This window comes from Micromonospora sp. PTRAS2 (assembly GCF_054052245.1).
The window spans coordinates 190,140-202,253 of record NZ_JBSWBU010000010.1 but is presented as its reverse complement, the minus strand read 5'-3'; the positions used below and the strand labels follow the sequence as shown (position 1 = coordinate 202,253).

Below are 12,114 nucleotides of genomic sequence, written 5' to 3'. Positions count from 1 at the left end.
CGGCTGACCGCCGCCACGATCGCTCGTGGCGGCGGTCAGCCGTGTCGCCCGTGGGCAGCCGGGCTAGGGCAGGGTCACCGGGAGGCGGTACTCCCGCTCGGTGCCCGTGGCCGTGCGCAGGTGGATCTCGCCGGTGCGCAGCCCGTAGGTCACCGACCAGCGGGTGTGGCCCTGCCGCACGTCGTTGAGCAGTTCCAGCGCCGCCCGGTCGTCGACGACCCCGCCGGCCTTCGTCAGGGCGGCGGCGAGCACGCCGTAGCGGTGGTCGGTGCGCCGGCGTTCTTCGGGTACGCCGACGACGGGCACGTTGGTCAGCGCCTGCCAGCCGCCCTGCCCCTTCTCGACCCGCATCGCGCCGTCGACGAACTCGACCACGGCCGACGCGCCGGTGGCGTCGGCGAGCAGGTAGTGCAGCGGGGGCCCGCCGTCGAAGTCGAGGTTGTGCCGGCCGAAGACGGCGACGGCCTCGTCGACCGTGGCGGCCTGGTCGAGCACCAGCCGCAGGATGCGTACCGAACCGACCGTGGGCTTGCCCGCCTCGGCGCGGGCGGTGGCCCCGTCGTCGGCGGCCAGCCCGACGGCCAGCCCCCGCTCGTTCATCCCGTCGAACGGCAGCAGCGGCGCGTTGAGCAGCCGGCGGTCGCCGGTGGGGTCGGCACCGACGCCGAGGTAGGACATGTCCACCAGCGAGACCGTGGCGTACCCGTCCGGCGAGTCGGTGCGCAGCACCAGTGCCGGGTTGGCGTCCCAGTCGAAGTTGCGGGCGAACAGCGGGCGGTTCGGGTCGCCGGAGGCGGCGAAGAGCGAGCAGCCGAACGGGCTGGGCGGCGCGGCGTCGGTGCCGACGGTCGGGTCGTAGTCGCCGACGTAGGTCATCTCCCACATCGGCAGGTCGTCGACCCGGCGCAGGCTGGCCAGGGTCCGGTCGGCCTGCGCCGGGTCCTGCCGGGACGCGGTGGGCGTGCCGGCCGACGGCGGCGGCGGGGCGGCGGCGGTCTCGGGGGCGGAGCAGGCGGTGGCGGCGAGCAGCAGGGCCAGGCCGGCACCCAGGAAGGTCCTACGCATGATGGCTGAACGCTAGGTCAGCCATCGACCGTTGTCCACCACGGTCCGACGGCCGGCGGGGCGGTTCGCCCGACGGCAGCGGGAGGGCCCGGTCACAGCGGCGTGGCGGACCGCCGGGGCCGCCCGGCCGGCGTGCGAGGATCAGCCGCCGTGGACCCTGACGGCGAGCCGACCGCACGCACCGGGGGCGAGCCGACCGCACCGACCGGCCGCGTCCCCCGCCGGCCGCTGGAGCGGCTGCGCCGGCTGCACCCGCTCGACCGGGTCGCGCTGGCGCTGGCCCTGGTCGGGGCGGCCTGCGCGCTGACCGGCCTGCTGCCGCGCGCCGAGACCGTGGCCACCCTGGGGCGCATCCTGCCGCTGCTGCTGTTCCTCGGCACGGTGGTGGTGCTGGCCGAACTGACAGCGGTGGCCGGCGTGTTCGACGTGCTGGCCGGGCGGCTGGCCCGCGCCGCCCGGGGCAGCTATCCGGCGCTGTTCGTGCTCTGCGTCGGCTTCGCCTCCGCCACCACGATCGCGCTGAACCTCGACACCACGGCGGTGCTGCTCACGCCGGTGATGCTGGCGCTGGCGCGGCGGCTGGGCATGCCGCCGCTGCCGCTGGCGCTGACCACGGTGTGGCTGGCCAACACGGCGAGCCTGCTGCTGCCGGTGTCGAACCTGACCAACCTGCTGGCCGCCGACCGGGTCGACCTCGACCCGCTGTCGTACGCGGCGCGGATGGCGCTGCCGCAGGCCGCCACGATCGCGGCCACCATGGCGCTGCTCTGGGTCGGCTACTGGCGCCGGGGGCGGCGCGGTGTCGACCGGTTCGTCGCGCCCGGGCCGCACGTCCCCGCCGACCGGGTGCTGTACCGGATCGCGCTCGCCGGCTGCCTGCTCCTCGTGGCCGGGATCCTCGCCGGGGTGGAGGTGGGGATCGCCTCCGCGGCGGCCGCCGGGCTGGTGCTGGTCGGCTTCGCCGCGCGCAACCGGGCCGCGCTGCGCCCGGCGCTGGTGCCGTGGCGGCTGCTGGTCTTCGTCACCGGGCTGTTCCTGGTGGTGCAGACCCTCGGCCGGTACGGGCTGGACGACGTCGTCGGCGTGCTGCTCGGCCCGGACAGCGGGGCGTTCGGCGCGCTGCGGGCCGGCGGGACGGGCGCGCTGCTGTCCAACGTCGTGAACAACCTGCCCGCGTACGTGGCGGGCGAGGCGGTGCTCCCGCCCGGCGACGCGACCCGGCTGCTGGCCCTGTTGATCGGCACGAACGCCGGCCCGCTGGTCACACCGTGGGCGTCGCTGGCCACCCTGCTGTGGTACGAGCGCTGCCGGGCCGCCGGGGTGGCCGTGCCGCTGGGCCGGTTCCTGGCCGCCGGTGCCCTGCTCGCCGTGGCCGCGACGGCCGCCGGCGTGGGCGCGCTGCTGCTCACCGGCTGACCCGGGGGCACCACCCACGCCGGAGGTTCGGCGCGCAGCGGTTGTGAACATCTGGTGTCCACAGGTTGATGGTGGTAACTTTCTCGCCACTTGCAAGAACTTGCAGAAGGATTCGCCGATCCCTGCCGGATGACGTCATCCGCTTGCTCGGATCGGACAGGCCCTCCCCCGGGCCGACGGCCTTCCGCACCCCATCACCCCCGTCGGCCACGCCGACGCCCACCCCCGAGGAGGTCCGATGCCCCGCCGCACCGGACGACGACGGATGATCGGGGCCGCGCTGGCCGCCGGCCTCACCGTCGGGCTCGCCCCGCTCAGCACGGCCGCCGCCGCGAACACGGTGACCGTCTACTACCGACCCCCCACCGCCTGGACCGGGACCGTCAACATCCACTACGCCCCGGACGGCGGCGCCTGGACGGCCGTCCCGGGGGTGGCGATGGAGGCCGCCTGCACCGGCTGGCGCAAGCGCACCATCGACGCCGGCTCGGCCACCGGCCTCCAGGTGGTCTTCAACAACAACGCCGGCGCGTGGGACAACAACAACGGCGCGAACTACCGCACCGGCACCGGGACGGTGACCGTCTCCGGCGGCGTGGTCGGCACGTCCGACCCGTGCGCCGGCACCCCCTCGCCCACTCCGACGGCCACCCCCGCGCCGACCGGAACGCCGGCCACCCGCACCGCCGAGGTCTGGTACCACCTCGCCACCCGGGGCTGGGCAAGCGCGAACATCCACTACCAGCCCGCCGGCGGGGCCTGGACCGCCGTGCCCGGGGTGCCGATGGAGGCCGGCTGCACCGGGTGGGCCCGCCGCGTGGTCGACCTCGGCAGCGCCGCGACGCTGAAGGCGGCGTTCAACAACGGCACCGGGACCTGGGACAACAACAACGGCGCGGACTACACCATCGGCGCCGGGGTGAGCACGGTCAAGGCCGGCGTGGTGACGGCCGGGGCGAGCGCGCCGTGCGCCCCGGAGACCCCCGACACCACCGCCCCGTCCACCCCCACCGGGCTGGGCGCGACCGCCAACGGCCTGCGGGTGGCGGTGTCCTGGGCGGCGGCCACCGACGACCGGGCCGTCACCGGCTACCGGCTCACCCGCACCGGCGGGCCGGAGGGCACGGTCACGGTGACCACCACCGGCACCAGCCACGTCGACGGCACGCTGACCGCCAACACCCGCTACGAGTACACGGTGCGGGCGTACGACGCGGCGGGCAACACCTCGGCGGCCAGCGCACCGGCCGCGGCGACCACCGGCGACGCCCCGCCGCCGGCGGCGGCCGGCAGCCCCCTGGGCGGCGACCCCCGCGAGGACACCATCTACTTCGTGATGACCGCCCGGTTCGCCGACGGCGACAGCACCAACAACCGGGGCGGCAGCCAGCACGTGAAGTCCGGCAACGCGGCGAACGACGACCCGATGTTCCGGGGCGACTTCAAGGGCCTGATCGACAAGCTGGACTACATCAAGGGGCTCGGCTTCTCCGCCCTGTGGATCACCCCGGTCGTGCTGAACCGCTCCGACTACGACTTCCACGGCTACCACGGCTGGGACTTCTACCGGGTCGACCCGCGCCTGGAGAGCCCCGGCGCGAGCTACCAGGACCTGATCAACGCCGCGCACGGCAAGGGCATCAAGATCTTCCAGGACGTCGTCTACAACCACAGCTCCCGCTGGGGCGCCAAGGGCCTGTTCACCCCCACGGTGTACGGGGTGCGCGACGAGCAGTGGAAGTGGATGTACAGCAAGCCCGAGGCGGGCCGCGAGTACGACCCCATGGTGGAGCACGCCGGCACCGACCCGGAGTTGACCCCCGCGCAGAACGCGCTGGCCCAGGGCCGCCCGTACAACGGGGACGTCTGGTCCACCGCCGCGCCGGCCGGCAACCAGTGCCCCCGCTGGGGCACGCCCAACGGCACCAGCCCGGAGGGCTTCAAGCTGTACGAGTGCCAGTGGCCCACCCCGACCAGCAAGCTCTTCCCGGCCGACCTCTACCACCAGTGCTGGATCGGCAACTGGGAGGGCGAGGACGCGCGCAGCTGCTGGCTGCACGAGGACCTGGCCGACTTCAACACCGAGAACCCGACCGTGCAGAAGTACCTGATCGACGCGTACAACCGGTACATCGACATGGGGGTGGACGGCTTCCGGATCGACACGGCCGTGCACATCCCCCGGGTGACCTGGAACCGCCGCTTCCTGCCGGCGATCCAGCAGCACGCCCTGGCCAAACACGGCGAGAAGGGCAAGGACTTCTACGTCTTCGGTGAGGTCGCCGCGTTCGTCAACGACAAGTGGAACCGGGGGTCGGTCAACCACTCGGCGCAGTTCTTCACCTGGAAGGAGCGCAAGGAATACAGCCCCGACGACGTCAAGGCCGCGATCGAGCAGTACGACTACGAGCAGCTCGCCGGTCCCGCCGGGCAGCCCACCAGCGACAACGCGTTCCTGCGCGGCAACACCTACCACGCCCCGGACCACTCGAAGTTCTCCGGCATGAACGTCATCGACATGCGGATGCACATGAACTTCGGTGATGCCCACAACGCGTACGGCAACGGCAGGGACTCCGACGACAGCTACAACGACGCCACCTACAACGTCGTCTACGTCGACAGCCACGACTACGGCCCGAACAAGTCGAACACCCGCTACACCGGGGGCACCGACGCCTGGGCGGAGAACATGAGCCTGATGTGGACGTTCCGGGGCATCCCGACGCTCTACTACGGCTCCGAGATCGAGTTCCAGAAGGGCGCGAAGATCGACTGCGGGCCGACCTGCCCCCTGGCGACCACCGGCCGGGCCTACTACGGCGACCATCTCCAGGGCACGGTCACCGCGACGGACTTCGGCAAGGTCGGCTCCGCCACCGGGGCCGTGGCCACGACGCTCAGCAAGCCGCTGGTCAAGCACGTGCAGCGGCTCAACCAGATCCGCCGGGCGGTGCCGGCCCTGCAGAAGGGGCAGTACTCGACCGAGGGGATCAGCGGCTCCATGGCGTACAAGCGCCGGTTCACCTCCGGCGCGGTGGACAGCTTCGCGCTGGTCACGGTCTCCGGCAGCGCGACGTTCACCGGCGTGCCCAACGGCCGGTACGTCGACGCGGTCACCGGCGACGTGCAGACCGTCGGCAACGGGACGCTGACCGCGACCGTCAGCGGCCAGGGCAACCTGCGGGTGTACGTGCTCGACCTGCCGGGCAACCCGGCCCCGGGCAAGATCGGCGAGACCGGCCCCTACCTGCGGTGACGGGTGTGGTGGGGCGGCCGCCGAGCCGCCCCACCACAGGCAGCCGGATTCAGCAGGGGCTCTCGACGAACGTCGGGTAGCCGGAGCGGACACCCCAGGTGTAGACCGTGCCGGAGCAGCTCTCGTACTTCTCCCCCAGCACGGTGGTGTGGCTGGAGTCGGAGTAGTAGGTGGTCACGCACTCGTGGTCGATCCGGCAGGCGCGGGCCTGCGCGGGCGAGCCCGGCACGACGAGCACGGAGGCGCCCACCAGGGCGGCGGTCAGCAGCACGCGGCGGATCACGCGGGTCCCCTTCCGGCGACGGGTGGGGCGTCACGCCCGGGGTGACTCGTCGTCCCACCGGCCGCCTGTGTATCGATCAACGTAGTGGTCCACAGTGGCTGGGGCAACGGCCGTAGGGGTGGGCTCGTCAGCCGACCGGGGTCCGGCGGGTGGCGCGCGGGCCGACCAGCCGGCGGACCACCGGCGCGGCGTTCCACTTCGCCGCGCCCACCAGGTCCCGGGCGTGTTCCAGCACCGTGTAGTCCGGCCTGGCCAGCCCGTCGGCGATGGCCCGGTCCAGGTCGTTGCCGCAGCGGGTGAGCACGCTGTCGAAGTCCCGGCGCACCGGGTCGAGCAGGTCGTAGCCGAAGGAGCGGTGCAGCCGGGCGAAGAGCGGCTTGTAGAGCCGGGCCCGCTCGTGCAGCCCCGACGAGTACGACATCGGGTTCTTCGGCCGCCGCCGCACGTAATCGGGCAGCACGTCGGCGAACGCCCGGCGGACGATCCACTTCTCCTGGCCCTCCCGCAGCTTCAGCTCCAGCGGCAGCCGCATCGCCAACTCCACCACGCTCAGGTCGAGGAACGGCACCCGCGCCTCCACCCCGTGGGCCATGCTCGCGCGGTCCACCCGCTGCAACTCCGTACGGCACAGGTTGCGGATCTTGTGCAGGAACAGCCGGCGGGCCCGCTCGGGGCCGACCTGGTGGTACATGGGGTAGCCGCCGAACAGCTCGTCGGAGCCGTCGCCGGTGAGCACCACCTTGACGCCCAGGTCACGCAGCCGCCGGAAGATCGGCACCGAGACCACGGCGTTGATGATGTCCCCGTACTCGGTCAGCTCGGAGATCCGGATGGCCTCCCGCACGTCGGCGAGCCGGATGTCGCGCGGACGCAGCTCGATCACCTCGTGCGGCACCCCCAGGTCGGCGGCGAGCCGCCGGGCGTACGCCACGTCGGGGCTGCCCGGCGCCCCGACGGTCACCGCCACGCAGTCGGGGTGCAGCTGGTGGGTGTGCAGCAGGGCGAGCGAGCTGTCCAGCCCGCCCGAGAGCACCACGCCGACGGTGAGGTCGGTGTCCAGCCGCATCCGGATGCTGTCGGTGAGGGCGGCCCGGACGAGCAGGGCGGCCTCGTCCGGGTCGTCCACCACGGGCAGCCCGTCGCCGAGAGTGAGCAGGTCGACGTACGGGCGCAGCCGGACGTGGCCGCCCGGCTCGGCCCAGCCGTGGTGCCCCGGGGGCACCTCGGCGACCGGGGCGCCGTGCCCCACCAGGGCCTTGACCTCGCTGGCCAGGTGCAGGCAGCCCGGCACCCGGGACCAGTACAGCGGCTTCACCCCGAGCGGGTCGCGGGCCAGGTACGCGCGGCCGGTGGCCCGCTCGACCACGACGAAGGCGTACTCGCCGCGCAGCCGCCGCACCGCGTCCTCGCCCCAGCGTTCGAAGGCGGCGAGCACCACCTCGGTGTCGCTCTCGCTGCGGAACGCGTGCCCCAGCCGGGTCAGTTCGACGCGCAGCTCCCGGTGGTTGAAGACCTCGCCGTTGAAACAGAGCAGGAGGCGCTCGTCGGCGGAGACCCAGGGCTGCACCGCCCGTTCCCGGTCGACGATCCGCAGCCGGCGGGTGCCGGCGAGCAGGCCCGCCTCCCGACGGGTCTCGGTCACCTCGCCGCGCGGGGCGAGGACGGCCAGCATCCGCCGGAAGGTGGCCGGGTCGGCCTCGGGGCCGAGGCTCAGAGCGATGCCGCACACGGCTCAGACCCCCATCTCGGCCTCGTACGCGCGGCGGAACCGCGCCCGGGCGGCCGGCGCGAGGCACACGTGCCAGGCCTGCCCCTCGTCGACCACGTTGATCTCCCCGGCCTGCTGGCGGGCCCGCAGCAGGCCGGCCAGCACGTCCCGGGCGCCGAACCGCTGGAACCAGGACATCTCCACGTCGACGGCGTAGCCGAGGCAGTGGCCGCTGGGCACCATCGCGGCGTAGCCGAGGCGGCGCAGCCGGTGCTGGTGCTCGGCGCTGCGCACCAGGCTGGTCACCCACAGCGGCGGGGTGCCGGGCGGGGCGCTGCGGGCGAACTCGCGGCCGATGTCGTTGAGCAGGCCGATCACCTCGCGCCGGGCCCGGCGGAACTTCAGGCCGGCGGTACGCGGCCGGGCGTCCGGCAGCAGCCGGCGGCGCACCGCCCGCACGCCCCGGCCGACGACGGTGGCGGGCTGTTCCTGGTAGCGGAAGCGGAGCAGGTCGCGGCGGCGCAGCCACTCCAGGTCGACCAGCTCGCTGCTGGCGTGGACCTGCGCGTCGGTCATGAAGGTGGTGGCGTCGCGCCACCACATCACGTCGATGCGGGAGAGCAGGTAGATCCGGACGAGGGCGGCCAGGTCACCGGCGGAGCTGCGCGGACTGGGCTGGTAGCGGGCCATCTCCAGCAGCAGCGTCTCCCGGGCGCCGACGAGGCCCTGGGCGGTGGCGTCGAGCACCGCGGCGATCGCCGGCTCACGCAGCCGCTCGTCGAGCAGCACCTGGCGGGCCCCCGCCGAGTCCGGGTCGGCCAACGCGCCGACCTCGACGAGCAGGTCCGTCACGGCGGCCCGGTAGGCGTCGAGGTCGGGCGTCGGCGGGGCCGGGCGGGGGGCGACGCCCCGCGGCACGCGCCGCGCCGGTGCGGTGGACGCGACGGAGGTGCCGGGCTGCTGGCCGGAGCTTCGGCTGGGCACTCGCATGGTCGGGTCCTCTCCCGGTACGACACGGCGCGGTTGCTGTCAAAAGCACCGTAACCACGAGTAGCCGGCACAGGCCGAACATTCTTCCCATCTCCCCCGAATGCGCGCCGTACGACGGCAGCGCGGAGCCACGGGGACCGTCGGATTCGGCTACCTGCGCGCGTCTGCCACTGAGCCGCCGCTGCTGCCACGCCGCTTCGGTGGTGGTGCGGCGCCGCATGGAGCAGGACGGCCGGGGTGGGTGCGGCACCCCGGCCGTCCGCCCGGGCCTCGATTCCGATCGGAAGAGGCCCCTGACCAGTTTCGCCGAACGTCGTCGATCCCGCAGCCCCCTTCACCGACTGCACATGCGAAGGGCCGGATCGGCGACGGACCCGGATCAGGCCGGCGGGGCCGGCATCCTCGTCACCGGGTCACCCGGTCACCGCAGCGTGCAGGCGGTGCCGTTGACGGCGAAGCCCACCGGGGTCGGGTTGACGCCGGTGTGGGAGGCGTTGAACCCGAGGCTCACCGAGCCGCCCGGGGCGACGACCGCGTTCCAACTCTCGTTGGTCACCGTGACCTCGGCGCCGCTCTGGCTGAACTTTCCGGACCAGCCCTGGCTGATCTGCTGGCCGGCGGTGAACCGGAAGGTCAGCGTCCACGACGGCCACGTCGCGGCCGAACTGTTGGTGACGGTCAGGTTGCCGCTGAAGCCGTTGCTCCAGTTGTTCGACGTGTACGTCACCGCGCAGCCGCCCGCCGGCGGCGTGGTCGTGGGCGTCGGCGTGGCCGTGGGCGAGACCGTCGGCGAGACGGTCGGCGAGGGCGAGACGGTCGGCGACGGGGTGGGCTCCGGCGTCGTGCCGCCGGTGCCCGCCCGCTCCGCAGCCCAGTTCGCCAGCCAGGCCAGCGCCGAGTTCCAGTTGATCGCCACCTCGTTGACCGAGTACGCCTCGATGTCGTCGACGTAGCACTTCTGCGGCTTGCACCCGGAGAGCTGGGCCACGGCCACCGGGTCCTGCAGCTGGCTGTTCGGCCCGCCGGAGAGCGAGCCGGGCGGCGCGGTGGGCAGCGAGGAGTCGTTCTGGTTGGCCCAGAACCGGTGGTGCACGTTGCGCACCGGCTTCTCGCCGTAACCGGCCACGTAGGACTGGTTCAGCGGGTTGCGGCCGAGCAGGTAGTCGTAGGCGGCGTAGGCCCCGGCGCGGTACTTCTGCTGGCCGGTGAAGTCGAAGGCGAGGGCCAGGACGTTGCCGTTGTTGGCGACGGCGCCGTTGGAGCCCCAGTAGTACGTCCCGTCGCCGCTGCCCGGGGCCGGATAGCCCTGCCTGGCCGTCTGGGTCAGCAGCCGGTCGGCGAAGGCCACGATCGCGGCCCGGGTGGCGGCCAGGTCGGCGGCAGGCAGGCCGTTGGGCACCAGGGCCAGGGTGGTGTCGCCGAGCCCGGCCGTCCAGCTCCAGTCGTAGCCGCGGTTGGCGAAGCTGGTGCCCTTGTAGTAGGACGAACCGGTCACGTCGGCCCGGTAGCCGGCCGCGCCCGTGGTGGCGTACAGCTCGGCCGCCGCCCAGTAGAACTCGTCGCCCACGCTGTTGTCCTCGTACGCGCCGCCGCCGGTGTTGTCGGTGGCCGGCGCCAGCCGGTTCGGGTTCGCCTTCGCCGCGGCGTACGCCTTCTCGGCGGCGGCGAGCGCCCGGGCGGCGAAGGTCGCGTCGTAGGACTTCCACAGCCGCGACGCCTGCGCGGCGGTCGCCGCCAGGTTCAGGGTCGCGGCGGTGCTGACCGGCGCGAGGAGCCGGGGCTGGCTGTCCAACTCCGGCCGGGTCGGCAGCGCGGTCCAGTTCTGGTCGTGGATCTTGTGGTGCACCATGCCGGCGTTCGTGCGCCCGTCGGGCACCTGCATCTTCAACATGAACTCCAACTCCCAGCGCGCCTCGTCCAGCACGTCGGGCACCCCATTGGCCTGCTCGGGGATCGCCAGCGTGCCGTCGGCGAGCCCGGCCCGGTCGGCCCCGGTCACGTGCAGGGCACGCTCGTGGATGTTCTGCAGCTGCCAGGTGGCCAGGCCGCCGTTGACGACGTACTTGCCGTGGTCGCCGGCGTCGTACCAGCCGCCCCGCACGTCGAGGGTGTAGCCGCAGGAGGTGCGGCAGGGCACCGCGTTGTCGCCCTGGTTCGGGGCGACGTTGACGTGCCCGGCGGGGCGGGAGTAGCGGGAGCCGACGTACCGCGACTCGATCGGCGTGCCGCTGCGCTGGTGGTAGAAGAACGCCAACGCGTCGGTGCGCAGCCGGCGCACCGCGTCGGCGGAGATGTCGAAGGGGTGGCTGCTGTTCCCACCGACCGTGAGCACGTAGCCGCTGCCCACGGTGTCGTAGGCGGAGAAGTCGGCGACGTGGACGCTGTCGCCGGAGAGGGCGTCCGCGCCGCGTACGGTGGTCTGGCCGGAGGCGACGGTCGCGCCGGCGGCGTTGCGCAGGGTCCAGGCCAGCGGGCTGGTCGACGTGCTGACCACGGTGGCCTGCTTGGGGGTGCCGGGCACGTACGCGACCTGGTTCACCTTCACCGGGCCGCCCGGGTCGGGAGCGGCGGCCGCGATGGACGGCACGACGGCCAGGGCACTCAGGGTGAGCAGGGTGGCGGCCGCTATGGCGGCCGGGCGCTTGCGGAGGGGCATCGTTCCTCTTCCGGGGTGCGTCGGGTTGACCACCTGCCGGACCTGCCCAGCACAAAGCCGCCGGGCGGTCGGACAGACCGTCGACGGGAGCGCTGGACCAACCCTAGGCCATCACCGCACGGGAAGGCGATCGACCACCGTCGCACCTTCGTGCCGCGGGACGCGTCGAGATCAGCTCCCGGCGGAGCCGAGCAGGCCGACCGTCCTCGTGGCGCCGTCGTAGCTGCGGGCGGCCACGAACTCCCCGGCCGGCCGGTCCACGCCGACCACTGCCCGGGCCAGCCGGCGGTCGGCGGCGCGGAAGCGCAGCGCCAGGCTCAGGTGCGGGACCCACCGCCCCGGGGCGTGCCAGGGGCGCTGCCCGTCGGCCCCGGCGAGGACGTCCCAGACCGCCTCGTGCAGGGCGGTCAGGGCCGGCTCCGGGCGCAGCAGCCAGACCAGCGGGGCGCTGCCGTCGAGAACGGCGATCCGGTCGAGGCGTACCGGCAGGGGCAGGGCCCGCCCGACGAGCGCGGCGAGCCGGCGGCGGGTGCCCGGCGGGAACTCGTCGACCGCCGCGAGCGTCAGGTGCGGACGGTTGGTGGGGTGGGTGTTGCGGGCCAGGCTGGGCAGGCCGGCGGCGGCGAGCCGGTCCCATCCGGCACGCACCGCGGCCTCCAGCTGTGGGCAGCAGACCAGTTCGACGGTACGCACGACGGCCAGGCTAACCGGCGGGTGGGTGCCCCGGAGAACCGCCG

At 73.7% G+C, this 12,114-nt stretch carries 8 protein-coding genes; 2 read left to right on the top strand and 6 right to left on the bottom strand.

The window, feature by feature from the left end:
- Nucleotides 1-63: 63 nt before the first annotated feature.
- Nucleotides 64-1,065, bottom strand: coding sequence for a linear amide C-N hydrolase (locus tag ACVMYR_RS26330; protein WP_431897705.1), 1,002 nt, complete (start codon nucleotides 1,063-1,065; stop codon nucleotides 64-66).
- Nucleotides 1,066-1,215: 150 nt separating this feature from the next.
- On the opposite strand from ACVMYR_RS26330, the gene ACVMYR_RS26325 reads away from it, so the two are divergent.
- Both ACVMYR_RS26325 and ACVMYR_RS26320 read left to right on the top strand, forming a co-directional pair.
- On the top strand, nucleotides 1,216-2,481 hold the full coding sequence (locus tag ACVMYR_RS26325) for an SLC13 family permease (RefSeq protein ID WP_431897703.1): 1,266 nt from the start codon (nucleotides 1,216-1,218) through the stop codon (nucleotides 2,479-2,481).
- A gap of 238 nt (nucleotides 2,482-2,719) precedes the next feature.
- The gene (locus tag ACVMYR_RS26320; RefSeq protein ID WP_457123022.1) at nucleotides 2,720-5,740 is read left to right on the top strand and encodes a carbohydrate binding domain-containing protein; all 3,021 of its coding nucleotides are present in this window, start codon (nucleotides 2,720-2,722) and stop codon (nucleotides 5,738-5,740) included.
- 49 nt (nucleotides 5,741-5,789) lie between these two features.
- On the opposite strand, the gene ACVMYR_RS26315 is transcribed toward ACVMYR_RS26320, so the two are convergent.
- The 5 genes from ACVMYR_RS26315 to ACVMYR_RS26295 form a co-directional block, all read right to left on the bottom strand.
- A complete protein-coding gene (locus ACVMYR_RS26315) occupies nucleotides 5,790-6,023 on the bottom strand; it encodes a DUF6289 family protein (protein ID WP_077940107.1) in 234 nt (77 codons plus the stop codon).
- Nucleotides 6,024-6,150: 127 nt separating this feature from the next.
- Nucleotides 6,151-7,752 (bottom strand): asparagine synthetase B family protein, encoded by a 1,602-nt coding sequence (locus ACVMYR_RS26310; protein ID WP_457123021.1) that lies wholly within the window; start codon nucleotides 7,750-7,752, stop codon nucleotides 6,151-6,153.
- 3 nt (nucleotides 7,753-7,755) lie between these two features.
- A complete protein-coding gene (locus ACVMYR_RS26305) occupies nucleotides 7,756-8,721 on the bottom strand; it encodes a DUF5715 family protein (RefSeq protein ID WP_077940105.1) in 966 nt (321 codons plus the stop codon).
- Nucleotides 8,722-9,142: 421 nt separating this feature from the next.
- Nucleotides 9,143-11,377, bottom strand: coding sequence for a glycoside hydrolase family 9 protein (locus ACVMYR_RS26300; protein ID WP_457123020.1), 2,235 nt, complete (start codon nucleotides 11,375-11,377; stop codon nucleotides 9,143-9,145).
- A 171-nt stretch (nucleotides 11,378-11,548) separates the two neighbouring features.
- Nucleotides 11,549-12,070, bottom strand: coding sequence for a 2'-5' RNA ligase family protein (locus tag ACVMYR_RS26295; RefSeq protein ID WP_077940103.1), 522 nt, complete (start codon nucleotides 12,068-12,070; stop codon nucleotides 11,549-11,551).
- Between the last annotated feature and the right edge of the window lie 44 nt (nucleotides 12,071-12,114).